The following is a 19,848-nucleotide window of genomic DNA, read 5'->3' as shown; positions in this document are numbered from 1 at the left end:
TTTTGGCGCAATAATGATCAAAATTCTAGCCCTAATATTCTTATAACGACTTAAAGTTTACATTTCAAGGAGATTGATCAATAACGTTTTTAATCACTTCCCATTATAATTGGCAGAAACTGGGTTACAGACATGATGTTTGCATGATGCAGGCACTATTATAACAGTGATAATGACTAATCATTAACGTATTTACATTTTCTAATCTAAACACACAATTCCAAACTCAATACTCAGCACTTCGGACTTCGGACTCAAAACCCTACCTTTGCAGCTATGGTTATCAAAACGGCAACATTTGTTTGCAGCAACACCCAGATTTCGGCTTTACCGGCCCCATTAATGCCCGAATACGCATTTATAGGTCGCTCTAATGTGGGGAAATCTTCTTTAATTAATATGTTGGTTAATCAACACGGATTAGCGAAAACTTCTCAACGCCCGGGCAAAACCCAATTAATTAATCACTTTCTCATCAATGAAAAGTGGTATATTGTAGATTTACCTGGTTATGGTTATGCAAAGGTTTCTAAAACCAGCAGAGAAAAATGGGAAAAATTCATTCGTGCATACATTACTAAAAGAGAGAGTTTACAGTGTGTGTTTGTACTCATAGACAGCCGTTTAGAGCCACAAGGAATTGATATCGAATTTTGTTATTGGTTAGGTGAAAAACAAATACCATTTTCGTTAATTTTTACGAAAGCCGATAAACAGGGCATGACCACTACGCAAAAAAATGTAGCAGCCTTTAAGAAAAAATTAGGTGAATTTTTCGAAGAGATTCCTGCCACATTTATTTCTTCTGCCGAAAAAGGAACGGGAAAAGATGAAGTGCTCGATTTCATTTATGAGGTAAATAAAGACTTTATCGTTCCAACTGATTATAAGAAGTTTTAGTTGGTTAAGTAGTCTTTCGTCCCTTTGTTTAGTAGGAAACTGCCAAATGTTCATAGTTTATGGTACATGGTTTGGTTATTGATAGCATGTTTCTGAATTGATTTAACGACTGATTTTTATTTAAAACATTTAAGCTATGAACAATTAACCGTTTTAAATTATTAATAATTTGCACTTCACAATTCAGCGATCCTGCAATCAGACATTTAACCACTAAAATCTGTGTAATCATCTTTTAAATAAATGAAAAAATACTTTTCACTCGTATTGTTCGCTCACTCGGTTTTTGCCTTACCTTTTGCCATGATTGGCTTTTTTCTGGGGGTAACCACTACATCGAATCCATTCTCCTGGTATAAACTCATCCTGGTACTGCTTTGCATGGTGTTTGCCCGCAATTCTGCAATGGCATTTAACAGGTATCTTGACCGAAACATCGATGCTAAGAATCCAAGAACTAAAATGCGAGATATCCCAGCCGGTAAAGTCTCTGCAAATGAAGCCCTTATTTTCGTCATCGCCAATTGCGTGCTATTTGCGGTTACCACTTATTTTATTAACCCGCTTTGCTTTTACTTATCCCCTGTGGCGCTATTTGTAGTGTTATTCTATAGCTACACCAAAAGGTTTACCGCACTTTGCCACCTGGTACTTGGTCTTGGCCTTGCCCTCGCTCCTATCGGCGCCTACATTGCCGTAACTGGTCATTTTGCATTAGTACCCGTTTTATATTCATTCACGGTACTTTTTTGGGTAAGTGGATTCGATATTATATATGCTTTGCAGGACGAAGATTTTGACCGCGAAGAAAAATTACATTCCATTCCATCTGCACTTGGCATAAAAAATGCATTGAACGTATCGGTTTTATTGCACATACTTTCGGCAACCTGCGTTATTCTACCCGTATTCTTTACCGAGTTCAGTTGGGTTTATTATGTTGGGATTGTATTTTTCTGCTCGATGTTGGTTTATCAACACCTGCTGGTAAAACCCAACGATATTAGTAAAGTAAACAGGGCCTTCCAAACGTTAAATGGATATGCATCTGTTGTCTTTGCCATTTGCTTTTTAATTGACGCGTATATAAGAACGAAATAATAGAAGGAAACAGTTTTGAATGAGTGAATTTTGAATGAAAGAAGGGTTGGCAATTTGAAATCTCATTCTCTAATTCAATCACTCCCTAATTAGATATTATGATAATAACAAAAAAAACCAGAACATATATTCCTCAGGATTTAGCCATTACCTGGGAAAGCCTTGAACCTATTTTTACTGAATTGCAAAACAGGCAAATTACTAGTGTTGAAGAATTGGAGCAATGGCTGAAAGACCGTTCTGAATTGGAAGCTGCGCTAGAGGAAGATTTTGCATGGCGATATATTAAAATGAGTTGCGATACGGCAAATGAGGAACTGGTTAAAAACTTCCAATACTTTGCTGAAGAAATTGAGCCGAAGATTTCTCCTCTGTCAAATGAATTAAACAAAAAATTTGTGGAAAGTCCTTTTATGGATGATTTGGATAAGGAAAAATTCTTTGTTTACAGCAGGGCAATTAAAAAAGCTTTAGAAATTTACCGCGAAGAAAATATTGAGTTATTCACTCAATTGCAGGTAAAGCAACAAAAATATCAAGGTATTACCGGCGCCATGAGCGTGGAAATTAATGGACAGGAATATACGCTCGAACAAGCCTCAATTTTTATTAAAGACTTGAACCGCGAAGTTCGCGAAAACGCCTGGAAAACTATTCAACAGCGTCGCTTAATTGATAAGGATGATTTAAATATCCTGTTCGATGAACTGATACAATTGCGGAATAAGGTAGCGTTAAATGCCGGATTTGAAAACTATCGCGATTATATGTTCCAGGCGCTGGGTCGTTTTGATTATACCCCTCAGGATTGTTATGATTTCGCTAATGCAATTGAAAAGGAGATTGTTCCTATACTAAAAGAGCAGGCAGAAAAACGCCGTGAAGCTTTAGGGCTGGAGGTTTTAAAACCGTGGGACCTGGAAGTAAGTGTAAGCGGAAAACCGGCCTTAAAGCCTTTTAATAATGGAGCGGAATTAATTGACAAAAGCATCGCGTGTTTTAATGCCATCGATGAAAAATTAGGGGGCAAACTAGCGAGCATGAAAGCCAACAATCTCTTCGATGTGGAAAGCAGAAAAGGCAAAGCACCGGGCGGTTATAATTATCCTTTAGCAGAAACCGGCGCACCATTCATTTTTATGAATTCTGCAAACTCGCTTCGCGATTTAACCACCATGGTACATGAAGGTGGACATGCCATTCATACTTTTTTAACCGCAAACCTGGAGCTTAACGACTTTAAACACTGTCCATCTGAAGTTGCTGAACTGGCTTCCATGAGCATGGAGCTGATCTCGATGGATAATTGGGAGGTCTACTTTGATAATGAGGAAGATTTAATTCGCGCGAAAAGGGAACAACTGGCTGATGTGTTAAAAACATTGCCATGGGTTGCCGTGATTGATCAATTTCAACATTGGATTTATACCAACCCAGATCATACCGCAGCAGACCGTGAAGAAACTTTTAAGCAAATCTACAACCGTTTTGGTGCAGGTTTTGCAAACTGGGAAGACCTTGAACAACAGTTTGGAAACGGCTGGCAGAAGCAATTGCACTTGTTTGAAGTTCCATTCTATTACATTGAATACGCCATTGCACAATTAGGTGCTATTGCCGTTTGGAAAAACTACAAAGAAAATCCGGGTCAGGCTTTAGACCAATACCTGGCGGCCCTATCATTAGGATACACCAAACCAATTAATGAAATTTACGAAACAGCTGGGATTAAATTTGATTTCAGTGCTGATTACGTGAAAGAACTGGCACAATTTGTTAAGGAAGAATTAGAGAAGCTCGGTTAATTAAATAACTGATTTCGAAAAAGTCGCGGCAATCACCGCGACTTTTTAATTGATGCTGTTTTTTTCTTCCCATCACAGGCATGGCTTGTGAAATAATCAGTATTTAATTATTATTGCTCCCAATCATACCTACAATAATATGCGTATACCGAAAATAATATTAATCCTCTTGAGTTTTACTGCTAGCCTTTGTTCAGCACAAGAAAAGAACATCGCTAAGCAATACCTTTTAACAGGATTGATCAATAAAAAAATTCCAGTACAGCTCCAAATTGCTGTACATCATAACATAGTGATTGGGAACATTACCTATTTAAATACCAAAGCAAAGAAGCCAATTAAAATCATTGGTCGCGTGGACGAAAAGAACCAATATTCAATTCATGAGTTTGAAAAAAATGGAAATATAAGTGGAAGCATTTATGCCACTCTTAAAGGCAACCAATTGAAGGGAGACTGGTGGGCCACAAAGTCTGATACCAGTTATGCTGCTTCCCTGAACATTAAAGACATTCAAAATAGTAAAGCAGAAACGTTTTCACCAGGTGACCGTAATCAAGTGGCAGGAGAATATTTTTATCAGTATGGAGAAAAAGGCTATCAGGGCGACATTACCATTCGCAAAGTGACGGGTAATTCCTTTTCTTATGAGATTGGCTCAGTTACCCATGATCCGGGCAGGAACATTGCAGATGCATCTGGAACAGCAGTTTTAAAGAATAATCAATTCATTATTGAGGTTAATAAATCCTGTAAATTCGTGGTCCGGTTTTACAATGGCTTCCTCATCATAAGCGAGGAGAATTCCACTCAGTTAAATGATTGCCAATTCGGCTTCAATGCCACCCTGGCTGGTATTTACCTCAAAACGAAATAGATTGCAAAGGTGATGGCTGGTTGATAGCGTAGCTTTTATGTGAGCTTAACAGAGATTTCTTGATTTCTGACGGCACTTTGTGTCTCAAGCTACCACTAATTGTGAAAATTTGTTAATTCGCGTTAAACACTGTTAAAAAAAAACTTTGAGTATACTGGTCGATTAGTTTTGTCCATGTATCTGCTGGATACATAAACTAATCATCGCTCAATTTTTTAATATGAAACGCTTCTTAACGCTCTCCGCTTGTATTCTTTTATCGCAATTTTTACCGTTAAAGGCTCAGAATAAAGCAAGCGGAATTTCTGGCTTAATTCTGAATGAGCAGCAGAAACCCATAGCAGCTTCGGTAAAATTGTTTATGGCGATCGACTCTGTCTTTTTAAAGAGTACATCTACAGATGAGCTTGGAAGATTTTACTTTAATGATTTAAAAAATGGTGAATATAGCCTCGAAATTACTGCTTTAGGATATCATCCTGCAAACATGCAATTCCAAATAAGCGATAAATTCTCCAATGTGGTAAAAAACATTACGCTTAAAACTGTTGAAAATACCCTTGGCAGCATCAACATTTCTGCTAAAAAACCGATGATTGAAAGGTTTAACAATAAGACTGTCTTAAATGTTGAGAATAGCCTGGCTTCAGCTGGTAGTAATGCTTTGGAAATATTAGCGAAAATGCCCGGGGTTTCTTTAAATCAGGAAGGGACGATTAGTGTGCGTGGTAAAGCCGGGGTTAATGTGTTAATTGATGGAAAATCTACCTTTCTTTCAAATGCACAACTGGCAATATTGTTGAAATCGATAAATGGCAATGAACTAAAAACGATTTCCTTAATTTCAAATCCATCTGCTAAATATGATGCAGCAGGCAATGCCGGATTAATTGATATCCGATTAAAAAAGAATACAAATTTCGGTACGAATGGAAGTCTTGACGGAGGATTCGGTTATGGAAAGCAACCTAAAAGCAATACCGGAGTTTCACTTAATCACAGAAATAAGAAATTCAATGTCTTTGGAAGCCTGAATAACAGCAATAATAAAGCACCTGAAGATTTAGCAATCGAAAGAATGGTCAGCAATGGCTTAACAAATACCTTTTTCAAACAGTCAAGTACGCAAATCAAATCTACGCACAATAACAGTTACAAAGCTGGGGTTGACTATTTTTTGAATGGTAAAAATACTTTAGGATTGCTTACCAGTGGCTATTTTAATAATGGGCACGACCTTTCAGCGAGTGTAACTAATATTGGCACCAGTTTTACCAGCATTGATTCAAGCATCATCGCAAATAGCCCATCATCAAATTCATACAGAAACCAAACTTACAACCTCAATTATAAATCAGTTATCGATACGACTGGCCAGGAACTTACCATAGATTTAGACAACGCCAACTATCGCAGCCAAGAAAATATAAACTACAATAATTATTTTTCAGCCGGATATGAAGGTTTAAATAAACCTCCTTTAATCTTTCGAAATTCGACACCCTCTTCTGTTAGCATTAAAGCAGCAAAAATTGATTACTCTTTACCTTTCAACACCAAAACAAGCGTTGATTTCGGATTAAAAAGTAGTTGGGTAAGTACGGATAATGATTTTAAGTTTGAGAATTTTGCAAACTTGCAATGGCAGAATGACCCAACCAGAAGTAACCGTTTTATCTACGATAAAAATATCAATGCAGCATATGGTACTTTCAAACATCAGTTTAAATCTACCAGTGTTGAAGCGGGGCTGCGAATGGAGCAAACAAATTCAAAAGGCAATTCCATTAGCGAGCAGAAAATAGTGCGCCGGAGCTACCTTAATTTCTTCCCTAGCTTTGCTGTTAATCAAAAAATATCGGAGCTGAACACGCTGGGCTTTACCTATAGCAGGCGGATAGACCGACCGGACTACAAATCCCTGAATCCTTTCATTTACTTCGTAGACCTCTATACTTTTGCACAGGGAAATCCGTTTTTAAACCCACAATACACCCATGCTTTCGAAGGTAGTTACAATTATAAGAAAGCACTAAATATCACTTTGGGCTACAGCATTACCCATAATTTAATCCTTGATGTTTTTCTTCCGGATAATGAAAAGAAAACATTATATCAAACCGTGCAGAACCTGGATAAACAATCAGCTTACAATTTTACGATTGCCTATCCCACCTCCGTTTCGAAATTTTGGTCGATGGATAATACCATCACAACGAATTACAACCAAACCAAATCTTCGGGTCTGGCAGGCCTGGATTATGACCGAAAAAAAGTGACGTTTTCTATCAATAGCACGCAGGATTTTACAATAAGTCCAACATTGTCAGCCCAACTTTCCGGTGATTTCATTTCTGCCCAGATCAATGGAACTTATGTCATCAAACCCTACTACGGAATAGATTTCGGAATAAAGAAGACTTTCATGGAGAAGCGAGTTAACCTGAAATTTGCCTTCAATGACATATTTAATAGTCGCAAGGCACAAATTAGTAGTGCACTTCCCAACTTAAATTACAATTTAAATCAAAAGCTTGAAACCAGAATCTTTAGATTAAACGTAAATTATAACTTTGGCAGTACTGCGATTAAAGCCACAAGAGATAGAAACACCGGTTTAAGTGATGAAGCAGGTAGAATAAAATAACAAACAAGTTCAAGTCCAGAGATTGTTTAGCTCTTAAACAACTACCTCATCCTTCTTTCTTGTTTTCATTATTAAAAACATCACCAAAACAGAAAGTAAAATCATCATTAAATAGCTATAACTTAAATTGCGCTCATCTTTAGCGGGGAAAAGGCTCACAATTCCATAACTCAAAAACGAAACAATCACATAAGTGATCCCTCCTGTTAAGCCTCCTGCAATACCTGCATTTTTTGGGAATTTACTTAAACAGAAAGTAAAGTAATTATTGAAGGTGTAACCAGCACCGATATGAATAATGAAGGCAAAGAAGATTAGGGAATACAGGTTACTAATAAAGTTCAGGCTCACAATCATTAAGATAACAAAAACGAGTTGCAAGGCTGAATTAATAGCCAGACGGTTAAAGAAAGGACGATTGATAGTGGCTTTGCCAATGAAGCCGCCAACCATCCAGGCGAAACCCAGCACCAGCGAACTATAACCTGCTATTACCGGAGAAAACGCTAGTTCATGTTCAATAATAAATGGACCGGTCATGTTGTAAACCATCACCATACAGTAGGCCAATCCCAGCATCACTATCCCTAAGGTGAAACTGGTCGTTTTAATCATGGTAAGGTAGATATTGGCTATTTTTTTCAGCTGGAAATCTGTAAAATGCCGCAAGGTTTCTCCACTGAAAATGAATTCCAATAGTGCAAAAACAATTGCGAAACCAGCAAGGAAATAGAAGTTAGATTCCCAGCCAAAGGCCGTTTGCAAATACCCGCCCACAAAAGGCGCAATAATCGGCCCGGTAGACCAGATAATGGAGAACAAACTTAAATAATGTTTCAGCTGATCACCTTCAAACAAGTCGACGAAGTAGGCACGTTTCGCCACTACAATGCCCCCAACCGTTAAGCCATGAATTACCCGCATTAAGTAGATCAGGTAAATATTATGGGTAGTTGCAATTACAAGGCTTGCAGCAGCGAAGATCAATAATGCATAAAGGCCTATTTTATACCTGCCGAAGCTATCCAAAATACTCCCGATAAATAATTGAGATACACCATAACTAATGAGGAAAATGCTCAGGGTGAGTTGAACCTGAATGCTACTCACATTCATTTCGCCAGCCATTGTGGGTAATGAGGGGATATAAATATCTGTAGCGAAGCCTGATAATGGAATCAATGCAAAAGCAAGGATCGTAGCAATTTTTTGATTTTTTTCTTTGATGTAAGTGATTTGACCAGCGTTATTCATTGCAAAATTTTAAAAATGAAACAAGCGATTTATGATGGAGCCTGATCATCTGGGACCACAAAAGTAAACTTTTTAGATTCGCGAAAAAGCTTGTTAACCAAACAAACACTTTGGCCTGACATTTTTCGATATTTTTGACAATTCGTCTATTATTTAGCCCTAAAATCTGCAGTCAACTCTACCCCGTATTGAAATTTATATCTTGCTTTAAACGTTTTTAACTGATATTTTTTTAAGTTTGAGGAATACTACAAGCAAATTAAGATGTTCGAAAAGCTATTCAGGAAGAAATCTATTTCAAAGATATTAAAAGATGCGGCAGGCGGCTATGGAGATCATGAAAATACCCTTCACAAAACACTCGGCGTACGCGATTTAACCGCCTTTGGTATCGCTGCAATTATTGGTGCCGGAATTTTCAGCACAATCGGCAAAGCCAGTGCAGATGGCGGACCTGCTGTAATTTTCCTTTTTATATTTACTGCTGTTGCTTGTAGTTTTGCAGCTTTCGCCTATGCTGAATTTGCATCAATGGTTCCGGTTTCCGGAAGTGCATATACTTACTCGTACGTTGCCTTTGGCGAGTTAGTGGCCTGGATTATTGGCTGGTCGCTCATTATGGAATATTCTATCGGGAATATTACCGTGGCCATTTCCTGGTCTGATTATTTTACCGGACTCCTTTCCACAATAAAAATTCCATTTCTCGGCATTAACGGAATTCACGTTCCGGATTGGGCTACCATGGATTATTTAAGTGCATACAACGGAAATAAACATGCAGAAGCCTTGCTTGCGGCAGGTAAAACGCTTAATGCACTTGATCCAGCTACTGCTCTGGCAAATAATGCCTGGCTTACTGCCCCAAAAATTGGTGGTTTTCATGTGGTAGCAGATATCCCAGCGCTGGGTATTATCATCTTAATTACCTGGTTAATTTACCGGGGAATGAAAGAAAGCAGAAATGCCAGCAACGCCATGGTAGTGGTTAAACTGGCTGTTATTCTATTGGTTTTGGCCGTTGGTATTTTTTATGTAGATACCAAAAATTGGGACCCATTTGCACCAAATGGTGTATCTGGTGTTTTAAAAGGTGTTTCTGCAGTATTCTTCGCTTATATTGGCTTTGATGCAATTTCAACTACCGCAGAGGAATGTAAAAATCCTCAGCGAGATTTGCCCCGCGGAATGATGTGGGCAATCATTATTTGTACAGTCTTATATGTAGCTATTGCCTTAGTTTTAACCGGAATTGTAAAATCTGATACCTTAGCCGTTGGTGATCCATTGGCCTTCGTTTTTGATCAGATTGATTTGAAGTTAATGAGTGGAATTATTGCGGTAAGTGCTGTTTTCGCTATGGCTAGTGTATTACTGGTTTTCCAGATGGGACAGCCCCGCATCTGGATGAGTATGAGCAGAGATGGTCTATTGCCGAAATCATTTTCAAAAATTCACCCGAAATATAAAACACCATCCTTTGCAACCATCGTTGTGGGTTTTGTCGTAGCAATTCCTTCCCTTTTCATGAATTTAACTATTGTAACCGACCTTTGTTCCATCGGCACTTTATTTGCCTTTGTACTGGTTTGTGCAGGCGTATTGGTCTTGCAAAACCGTCCGGATGTACAACGTGGAAAATTTAAAATCCCTTATGTAAATAGTAAATTTATCGTTCCTATTGCATTTATAGCAGCATTGGTATTTGCCTCTACACAATATGAAAAAGAAACAAAAGCATTCTTTTTTAATTCTCCGAGAATAGTGAACACGGTAAACTTTGTGACTTCGTTAAACGGAGATGAGCTTAAAATAGTTAAAGAAGAGATCGTTAAAAATGCTACCCCTCAAATTATGCTCGCCGACAAAGTTGATGCAGAATCTTATTTAAGTGCTTTGCCAGGAGATCGTTATGAACAATTCATCTCCGGCTCAAAGATTTCTTTTGAAAAGAAATACGAAAGTGGCTGGAGTTTATTTAAACATAAAATACCAATGTGGATTTTCCTCATCATATGCGTAGTCATTTCCTATTATTGCGTTAGTAAAAATTTATCACTAATTCCCGTTCTAGGATTAATCAGCTGTTTATACATGATGTGCGAACTTGGAATTTCGAATTGGATTGGTTTTGGAATCTGGTTGGTGATCGGCCTTGTGGTTTACTTCGCTTATGGCTACAGACACAGTAAGCTGGCTAATCCGGAAATTTAGTTTCGGTTGGTGAAGACACACAACCGATAATTTGGGTATTTCGCTTCATTTCCGTCCTTTGCGAGGTACGAAGCATCTGCAAGCTATAAAATTCTGAACCATCATGTACTGAATGACTTGGCTTCCCGGGTTTGTACACTTTCGATTTTTTTTATCCTTGCCGGACGGGCTCTCTTCTTTGGGCAACCAAAGAAGCAAAGTTGCCGGCTCGCAATTTTTCTATCCAAGTTAGTCGGTAGGCGGGGAAAGTGCCATCCCGAAAAATTGACCATGCCGGTCTAAGAGCAGAACGAAGAAACAGTGGTTTGGCCTTGCAGGGAGGCTAAGGCCATTTTCCTATAGGCTGGTGTCTCACCAGCAGAAAAAAACGAACCTTTGATTACGTTTCAGTCAGTGGACACATGTCACCTATAAGAAAGTCCCCTATCGGCTGGTGTCTCACCAGTCGAAAAACACAATTCTTCCTTTACATTTTGGTAGGTGGAACACACGACCTATATTGCTTATCACTATCGTTTTTTAAACACAAAAACAGTCAGTATAACCAATCCAATTCCAGAAAGAATCAGATAGTATTCACTATGTGCCAAACCGTTAATTTTAGCGGCAGGCCCGGCAATGAACAATAAGATAGCAAATACAATTAATAAGTTTCTTAACATTATACGGCCAATCTGTTAAGTTCGATGTCATCTGGTGTTACGAAAATCAATGGTACCTTTTCTACATCTACATAGCTGCTATCTAAACCAAAACTTCGCTCTTCAGATAAACTCAATTTTTTCAGAATGAAATAATAATCCATGATCTGGCGCTCGTAGAAACTTAGTTTTGTAAACTTAGACAAGTGTTTTTCCAATAATACAAACCTGAAATCTCCAGCAATTTTATGTTTATTCAACGATGTATATTGACTGGTAATATCGATTTCACCATTTTTCACCAGTTCCTCAACCACCTTACGGTAAAGTAAATTAACACGCTGCTCTACTCTGAAACCTAACCTAAAATCTATTCTGATTAATTTTCCGGGAATCAAAAATTCTACTTTATAATCAAGCGTATAAGGTTCATCCATCACATCTACGTGAACCAACCAGTATACATCAGCACGCTTTGGTTCTTTCTGTATGATGGAATAGATAATCTTCGATTCTATTTCCGTTTTAAAGTTCGCACTGGTTAAATAAACCAATTGCGATGAATATTTCGGAACAGATTCATCACTACTCAGTTCGCTTAAAATCTGATAGTAATCTTCGATTTCTACATATTTAACGAAGCGGTTTTTGATCTTCCGGGCCACAAACCAGCTCCACATAATGGTAAATAGTACCGAACCAATTAATACCGTAACCCAACCACCATGAACAAATTTAGTTAAGTTACTCACTAAAAAGGTTCCTTCAATGATGATATAAGTAACAAAGAAAATTAGGATAGAATATTTAGGGAATCTTCGGCTACGCAGGTAGAAACTCACTAGGATAGTGGTCATTAGCATGGCTATTGTGATGGATAAACCATAAGCCGCATCCATCCTTTCCGATTCTTTAAACAACAATACAATACCGCAGCAACCTATCCATAGCATCCAGTTAATTGATGGAACATATAATTGGCCCTTAGAAACCGTTGGATAAACGATTCTGATTTTTGGCCAGAGGTTTAATCTTACGGCTTCAGAGATTAAGGTGAATGAACCGCTAATTAATGCTTGTGAGGCGATAATCGCCGCCATTGTGGCCAGAATAACCATCCCAATTTGAAACTGGTCTGGAACAATCATAAAGAAAGGATTCATTTTGGCGCCCGGTAAAAAGTTACCAGAGTTTTGAAGAATCCAAACACCCTGTCCTAAATAATTCAGGATTAAGGTCAGTTTTACGAAAATCCAGCTGATGCGGATATTATTTCTTCCGCAATGCCCCAAGTCTGAATATAAGGCTTCAGCACCTGTAGTACAAAGAAAAACACCGCCAAGAATATAAAATGCATTATGATTGGTTACTAGTAAGTGAATGGCATAATATGGATTTAAGGCCCTTAAAATGCTTAAATCTTTAACGATAAATAAGATGCCGAGCACACCCAGGATACCAAACCAAACAAACATCACCGGGCCAAAAAGTTTCCCTACAAGGTTAGTTCCAAACTGCTGTATAATAAACAGCATGGTTAAAATGGTTAACACAATGGGAATAACAGGGACATCAAATTTGCTGGTTAACCCTTCAATAGCCGAAGTTACTGTAATACTGGGGGTAATAATACCATCGGCCAGCAGGGCACAGCCTCCAATAATGGCTGGTACAACCAACCATTTGGCCTTTTTTCTCACTAAGGAGAACAGTGAAAAAATCCCACCCTCGCCTTTATTGTCGGCCCTTAAGGTAATGATCACATATTTAATGGTAGTTTGGAGTGTTAGCGTCCATATAATACAGGATAAAACTCCTAAAACAACATCGGGTGTTATGGCGCCGGGATTGGTAATTAAACCTTTCTTTACACCTAAAATAATTTTAAAAATCGCATTTAGCGTGTAGAGTGGCGACGTGCCAATATCTCCAAACACGATTCCTAAACTAATCAGTACCCCACCGGCGGTTAATGCATTAACATTTTTATGATTTGACACTTTATGTTTTTTTAGTGCGGCAAAAGTAAACTATGTATAACAAATTAACAACCAAATTATTGTGTATTTTTAACACTATGAAAAACAATTATTATTGTTAAATTGTGTTAAATTATGGCTTTTAAACAAAATGTTTAATTTCTTTGTTTAAAATTAATACATTTGCTTTACCAATTTGATGAAACTCTACACTAGGATAATGCTACTCACAAAATTACTATGCGCATTGTGCATTGTTTTGTCATGCAGCTTAAATTCCTGGGCGCAAGAAGCTGATAGTGTTCATATTAGCTTAAAAAATAGAGCAAGAAAAACAATCAAAGTTCCGGAAATTAAAGCAAACATTCAACCATACAAACCCATGTTTGGTACACTAGGATATTCAGGAATGTTTCATACTTATTCTACGGTAACCAAAACTCCGAGTATTGCCGCAAGCAAAGAAAGGCTACTTACCATCTTAAAAATTTACCCTAATCCTGTCGAAGATCAATTGAACATTATTTTATCAATTGCTAAAGATGGCACTCAAACTACAATTAAAATCATTGACTTACTTGGTAACGAGGTGGTAACGCTTTCAAACGAACGCTTAAATGCCGGGGAGCAAACTAAAAGCTTCACCATTCCCAGCCGGTTAAATTCCGGTATTTACTTTTTACGGGTATTGGCGGGTTCAGAAAGCCAGGTAAAACGGATCTCAGTTTTATAAAATCATTTTCTTTTCTATTTTTGGAAAGGTATGAGCGGTCTTCATACTTTTATTCACTTAGATATCAATAAATGAAAATTATAGCAATTGGCAGAAATTATGCTGAACACGCAAAAGAGTTAAACAATCCGGTTCCAACATCTCCTGTAATCTTCATGAAGCCAGATACGGCACTATTGAAAGATAACAAACCATTTTACCTCCCTGATTTTTCTGATGATGTGCACTACGAACTTGAAGTGGTTTTGAAAGTCTGCAAGGAAGGAAAACACATTGCTGAAAAGTTTGCAGCAAATTATTATGACGAGATTGGACTCGGTATCGACTTCACCGCTCGAGATATTCAGACTAAACATAAAGAAAAAGGTTTGCCCTGGGAGTTGGCCAAAGGATTTGATCATTCTGCACCTGTAAGTTTATTTTTTCCGAAAAGCGATTTTCAAGACCTATATCAATTAGATTTTGAGCTGAAGATTAATGAGGAACTGCGTCAAAAAGGTAATACCAAAGATTTGCTATTCTCTTTCGAAAAAATTATCAGCTTCGTTTCCCAATACATCACTTTGAAAAAAGGCGACTTAATTTTTACGGGTACTCCGGCAGGCGTCGGTCAAGTAAATCAGGGAGACAAATTAGAGGCCTGGTTGGAAGGCAAACAACTTTTAAATTTTGATGTTAAATAACGAATGATTAAAAAACCGATCCTGCACCTATTTCAAATTTCCCTCTTCATTTGTTTTTCCCTTACAACTTACTTCGTTCAGGCACAACAGATTTTTAGCACAAACAAATATCCGATTACAGACTTCAGGCCGCCGCTGGATATCACTCCCCCAGCCCTTGCAGGATCATTTGGTGAAATTCGTGGCAATCATTTCCACTCTGGAATAGATTTCAGAACCAATCAGCGCGAAGGTTATCCCGTTTACGCAGTTGCCGATGGCTATATCTCCAGGTTGCGGGTTCAGAACAGCGGTTTCGGGCAGGCGCTTTACATTAACCATCCTAACGGATTCACCACTGTTTATGGACACCTTCAACGCTTTTCTCCAAAAATTGCCACGATTGTAAAAAATTTAGAATACGAAAAAAAAACCTTCGAGATTGATGAGTTTCCTGATGCTACTTTAATCCCGGTTCGCAAAGGTGAGATAATTGCCTGGTCGGGCAACCGGGGCAGTTCTGGCGGACCGCATCTACACTTCGAAATCAGAGATACCAAAACAGAAGAAACCATTAATCCGCAGTTTTTCGGCATTAACATTCCAGATAATATTCCGCCAATTATTCATGGCTTATATGTTTATCGTTTAAATGGAAAAACCTTTAATGAATTTACGCCAAAACAGGCAATTGGCATTACAGGTGCAAGTGGAAATTACAAAACTACCTCTCCGATTAGTTTAACCGGGGAAGTTGGTTTCGGAGTGGTAGTAACCGATCGCCATAATGGTTTATCAGGTACAAATGGCGTTTACTCCATCCAGTTAGAGCTAGATGGTAAACTGATTTACACCTCCGCTCTGGAGCGTTTTGCCTTCGAAAACAGCAAGGCAATTAATGCTCATATAGACTATCCAACCTATCTAAATACCAAAAGAAGTATTCAAAAAAGCTTTGTAGATCCGGGTAATCCCTTAAAAATATATAGCAATTTAGTGAATAGTGGTAAGATCAATTTTAGTGACGGCGCAGCACATCAGCTTCGCTATATTATTACAGACGCTAAAGGAAATTCGTCTATATTACCTTTCACGGTAAATGCTGGGACAGCTCCTGTTTTATTAACTTCCATTCCTTCAGGAACCATTTATCCTTACGGAAAGGTGAACGAATTTAACACTGAAGATATTAAAGTCATCTTCCCACAGGGCACATTATATAATGATTTAAATTTCATTTATAAGAAATTGCCTCAACCTGCGGGAAATGCCTATTCCGCAATGCATCAAATACATAACAGATATACTCCGCTTCATGTGGGCTTTAACTTGTGGATTAAAGCCGATGCGCTACCAGAAAACTTAAGAAGCAAGGCTTTAATTGTCAGCACCGGGGGATCTTCACAAGGCGGTATTTTTGAAAATGGATATGTAAAAGCCACGCCCAGAAACTTTGGCACTTTTTATATTGCTACTGATACCATTGCACCCCGGATAACACCTGTTAATATTGCAAATGGCAAAAGTATGGCAGGTTTATCAAAAATGACCTTTAGAATTAGCGATAACTTATCCGGAATAAAAAGTTTTAATGGGTATATTGATGGTAAATGGGTATTAATGGAATTTGACACTAAAACGGCTACCTTATGGCATAGTTTCGATGAGCGAACATTAGCCGGGAGGCACGACCTGGAATTAGTAGTAACGGATTTAAAAGACAATACCAGGCATTATCATATCTCATTTTCCAGATAAATGGAAGTTTTGTCATAAAAGTTTGCTAAAACAAACCAAAGTCATATTTTATTTAGAGATAAACACGATAATAACTTAAACTGTTTAACTTGCAAAAACAAAGATTCGAAATCAATCATTTTTAATATATGGCAACGTTAACAGAAGGTGATCTGGCACCTGCAATTATAGCGAAAGATCAAAATGGCAACGAAATATCCTTAAACGATTTTAAGGGTAAAACCGTGGTTTTATATTTTTACCCTAAGGATGATACTCCGGGTTGCACAGCAGAAGCTTGCGATTTCAGAGATAACTATCAAGGTTTACAGGAAAAGGATATTGTGGTTTTAGGTGTAAGTGTAGATGATGAGAAATCTCATCAAAAATTCGTAACCAAGCACAGTTTACCTTTTACTTTGCTGGCAGATACTGATCAGAAGATTGTAAATGACTATGGCGTTTGGGCTGAAAAAAACATGTATGGAAAGAAATATATGGGAACGGCACGTACCACTTTCATTATTGATGGTGAGGGGAAAATCGCTCACATCATTAAAAAAGTTGACACCAAAAATGCCACACAACAAGTACTCGATTTAATCAATAACTAATTATGATATGGCAAGTAAAATATTAACTTTGCTATATAACAACAACCTCGTATTTAATGAAACATACAATTAAAGAGCTAGAAGATATTGCCTCGCAAGTTAGACGAGATATCGTAAGAATGGTTCACGGATGCCAATCTGGCCACCCAGGCGCTTCGCTTGGATGTACAGATTTTTTTACGGCGTTATATTTTGAAGTATTGAACCACAAAACAGATTTCACCATGGAAGGTGCCGGAGAAGATTTATTTTTCTTATCCAACGGGCACATTTCTCCTGTTTGGTATAGCACTTTGGCACATGCCGGCTATTTCGACAAAAGTGAATTGGCAACCTTCCGTAAATTGGATTCCAGGTTACAAGGTCACCCGACAACACATGAGCATTTACCGGGAATCCGCATTGCATCTGGTTCATTAGGCCAGGGCTTATCAGTGGCAATTGGTGCAGCCTTAGCGAAAAAATTAAATGGTGATCATTCTCACATCTTCGTATTAATGGGTGATGGAGAATTACAGGAAGGGCAAAACTGGGAAGCGGCCATGTTCGCTCCGTTTAATAAAGTTGATCATTTAATTGCTTCAGTTGATTACAATGGGCAACAAATTGATGGCCCTACCAGCAAAGTATTGGCGTTAGATGATTTACAGGCTAAATTCGAAGCTTTCGGATGGCACGTAATTAATACTGATGGTAATGATATGCAAGCCATTGTTGAAGGTTTACATTATGCTAAAACCTTAACTGGAAAAGGCAAACCAATCTTAAACTTAATGAGTACGCAAATGGGTGCTGGTGTAGACTATATGATGGGAAGCCATAAATGGCATGGTACAGCACCAAATGATGAGCAGTTAGCTTTAGCGTTGGCACAATTACCAGAAACTTTAGGGGATTATTAAATAGATTGATGATAATAGATCCGAGATTTGAGATCAATATTTGCTCATTCTTACCTCTAAAATCTCATATCTCATAGCTAAGAAATAATGAAAAAATACACATATACAGAGAAAAAAGATACACGTTCGGGATTTGGAGCTGGCTTACATGAGGCTGGAAAGAAAAACGAAAATGTGGTTGCCTTGTGTGCCGATTTAGTTGGATCGCTTAAAATGGATGCTTTTATTAAAGATTTTCCTGAACGGTTTACACAAGTTGGTATTGCAGAAGCCAATATGATTGGTATTGCGGCAGGGATGACAATTGGTGGTAAAATTCCTTTCACCGGGACTTTCGCTAACTTTTCTACAGGTCGTGTTTACGATCAAATCCGCCAGTCTGTAGCTTATTCTAACAAAAACGTTAAAATCTGTGCTTCACATGCAGGTTTAACTTTGGGTGAAGATGGTGCAACACACCAGATTCTGGAAGATTTAGGCTTAATGAAAATGTTGCCAGGTATGGTGGTGATTAATCCTTGTGATTATAACCAAACCAAAGCGGCGACTATGGCTATTGCTGAATATGAAGGTCCTGTTTACCTACGTTTCGGTCGCCCGGTTATTCCGGTATTTACAGATCCTGATCAAAAATTTGAGATTGGTAAAGCATGGATGGTAAACGAAGGAACTGATGTAACCATTATCGCAACAGGCCATATGGTTTGGAAAGCAATCGAAGCTGGTGAGCAATTGGCAGAATTGGGTATCGATGCTGAAATTATCAATATCCATACGATTAAACCATTGGATGAAGAAGCAATTCTGAAATCTGTTAAAAAAACCGGTTGCGTGGTAACCTGCGAAGAACATAACAAGTTTGGTGGTTTGGGTGAAAGTGTTGCCCGCTTATTAACCACTGAGTTGCCTACACCTCAAGAATTTGTAGCCACTAATGATACTTTTGGCGAAAGCGGAACACCAGATCAGCTAATGTCTAAATACGGCCTAGATGCAGTAAACATTGTTGAAGCAGTGCAAAAAGTAATTGGCAGAAAAAAATCCTAATCATAAATATGCCATAGGGATAATCAAAAATAGGAAGTGGAAAATAATTACATCTGTTATTTATAGTCCATTTCCTATTTCCTAAAATCGATCTCCCATTCCCATTTTTGCGCCCCTATTTCCTACTCTCTAAAATCTATTTCCTTATTATCTATACCCTTTTTCTAATAAATGAAACAAGTTGAAGATTCTGAAATTCTTGCCATGTTTGCTGTCGAGAAAACCCGCAACGAAGCTTTCAATTTGCTTTTAAAAAAATATCAACAAAAAATCTACTGGCATATCAGGCGGATGGTGCTCAACCACGATGATTGTGATGACCTTTTGCAAGAAGTTTTCGTTAAGGTTTGGAAAAATCTGGATAAATTCAGAAACGACTCACAACTTTACACCTGGATATATCGAATTGCGACTAATGAATCCATTACTTTTTTAAACAAACAGAAACTGAGGAATAATACGCCATTAGATGAAGTATCGTCAGAACTGGCTGAAAATCTTGTAGCCTCCTCTTATTTTAATGGTGATAAACTGGAATTGAAACTGCAAAAGGCTATTCTTACCTTACCTGAAAAGCAGCGGTTAATCTTTAATATGAAATATTACGATGACTTAAAATATGAAGAGATTTCGCAGATTCTTGGCACTTCAGTTGGCGCACTAAAAGCGTCATTTCATATTGCTGCAAAAAAAATTGAAGCTTTTATCACAAATGATGAAATCGACTATTAAACC

The 19,848-nt window shown here is 38.0% G+C and carries 15 protein-coding genes; 13 read left to right on the top strand and 2 right to left on the bottom strand.

The window, feature by feature from the left end; all coding sequences use genetic code 11:
- Positions 1-276 precede the first annotated feature (276 nt).
- From yihA to SOM16_RS14790, 5 genes are all read left to right on the top strand, one after another.
- Positions 277-900 carry a ribosome biogenesis GTP-binding protein YihA/YsxC gene (yihA, locus tag SOM16_RS14810; protein WP_320464773.1) on the top strand — a complete coding sequence of 208 codons (624 nt, stop codon included), beginning with the start codon at positions 277-279 and terminating at the stop codon, positions 898-900.
- 243 nt (positions 901-1,143) lie between these two features.
- A complete protein-coding gene (locus tag SOM16_RS14805) occupies positions 1,144-2,001 on the top strand; it encodes a UbiA-like polyprenyltransferase (protein ID WP_320464772.1) in 858 nt (285 codons plus the stop codon).
- Between the two features lie 98 nt (positions 2,002-2,099).
- On the top strand, positions 2,100-3,806 hold the full coding sequence (locus SOM16_RS14800; RefSeq protein ID WP_320464771.1) for a M3 family oligoendopeptidase: 1,707 nt from the start codon (positions 2,100-2,102) through the stop codon (positions 3,804-3,806).
- 169 nt (positions 3,807-3,975) lie between these two features.
- Positions 3,976-4,683, top strand: coding sequence for a hypothetical protein (locus SOM16_RS14795; RefSeq protein ID WP_320464770.1), 708 nt, complete (start codon positions 3,976-3,978; stop codon positions 4,681-4,683).
- A 220-nt stretch (positions 4,684-4,903) separates the two neighbouring features.
- Positions 4,904-7,330, top strand: a complete 2,427-nt coding sequence (locus SOM16_RS14790) for a TonB-dependent receptor (RefSeq protein ID WP_320464769.1) — start codon at positions 4,904-4,906, stop codon at positions 7,328-7,330.
- 33 nt (positions 7,331-7,363) lie between these two features.
- On the opposite strand, the gene SOM16_RS14785 is transcribed toward SOM16_RS14790, so the two are convergent.
- Positions 7,364-8,584, bottom strand: coding sequence for an MFS transporter (locus tag SOM16_RS14785; RefSeq protein ID WP_320464768.1), 1,221 nt, complete (start codon positions 8,582-8,584; stop codon positions 7,364-7,366).
- Positions 8,585-8,848: 264 nt separating this feature from the next.
- On the opposite strand from SOM16_RS14785, the gene SOM16_RS14780 reads away from it, so the two are divergent.
- The gene (locus SOM16_RS14780) at positions 8,849-10,798 is read left to right on the top strand and encodes an amino acid permease (RefSeq protein ID WP_320464767.1); all 1,950 of its coding nucleotides are present in this window, start codon (positions 8,849-8,851) and stop codon (positions 10,796-10,798) included.
- 661 nt (positions 10,799-11,459) lie between these two features.
- On the opposite strand, the gene SOM16_RS14775 is transcribed toward SOM16_RS14780, so the two are convergent.
- Complete coding sequence (locus SOM16_RS14775) at positions 11,460-13,439, bottom strand: KUP/HAK/KT family potassium transporter (protein ID WP_320464766.1); 1,980 nt, start codon at positions 13,437-13,439, stop codon at positions 11,460-11,462.
- A 199-nt stretch (positions 13,440-13,638) separates the two neighbouring features.
- Between SOM16_RS14775 and SOM16_RS14770 the strand changes: the two genes are divergently transcribed.
- From SOM16_RS14770 to SOM16_RS14740, 7 genes are all read left to right on the top strand, one after another.
- Positions 13,639-14,151, top strand: a complete 513-nt coding sequence (locus tag SOM16_RS14770) for a T9SS type A sorting domain-containing protein (RefSeq protein ID WP_320464765.1) — start codon at positions 13,639-13,641, stop codon at positions 14,149-14,151.
- A 71-nt stretch (positions 14,152-14,222) separates the two neighbouring features.
- Positions 14,223-14,834 carry a fumarylacetoacetate hydrolase family protein gene (locus SOM16_RS14765; RefSeq protein ID WP_320464764.1) on the top strand — a complete coding sequence of 204 codons (612 nt, stop codon included), beginning with the start codon at positions 14,223-14,225 and terminating at the stop codon, positions 14,832-14,834.
- A gap of 3 nt (positions 14,835-14,837) precedes the next feature.
- Positions 14,838-16,571 (top strand): M23 family metallopeptidase, encoded by a 1,734-nt coding sequence (locus tag SOM16_RS14760; protein ID WP_320464763.1) that lies wholly within the window; start codon positions 14,838-14,840, stop codon positions 16,569-16,571.
- Between the two features lie 128 nt (positions 16,572-16,699).
- Positions 16,700-17,164: a thioredoxin-dependent thiol peroxidase gene (bcp, locus tag SOM16_RS14755; RefSeq protein ID WP_320464762.1), complete on the top strand. Its 465-nt coding sequence runs from the start codon at positions 16,700-16,702 to the stop codon at positions 17,162-17,164.
- A 56-nt stretch (positions 17,165-17,220) separates the two neighbouring features.
- A complete protein-coding gene (locus SOM16_RS14750; protein ID WP_320464761.1) occupies positions 17,221-18,066 on the top strand; it encodes a transketolase in 846 nt (281 codons plus the stop codon).
- An 87-nt stretch (positions 18,067-18,153) separates the two neighbouring features.
- Positions 18,154-19,113 (top strand): transketolase family protein, encoded by a 960-nt coding sequence (locus tag SOM16_RS14745; protein ID WP_320464760.1) that lies wholly within the window; start codon positions 18,154-18,156, stop codon positions 19,111-19,113.
- A gap of 171 nt (positions 19,114-19,284) precedes the next feature.
- Complete coding sequence (locus SOM16_RS14740; protein ID WP_320464759.1) at positions 19,285-19,845, top strand: RNA polymerase sigma factor; 561 nt, start codon at positions 19,285-19,287, stop codon at positions 19,843-19,845.
- Positions 19,846-19,848 lie beyond the last annotated feature (3 nt).

This window comes from Pedobacter sp. CFBP9032, from assembly GCF_034045265.1.
In the GTDB taxonomy this organism is placed as follows: Bacteria; Bacteroidota; Bacteroidia; order Sphingobacteriales; family Sphingobacteriaceae; genus Pedobacter.
The sequence above is the reverse complement of the archived record's forward strand: the minus strand, read 5'-3'. Positions and strand labels throughout refer to the sequence as shown.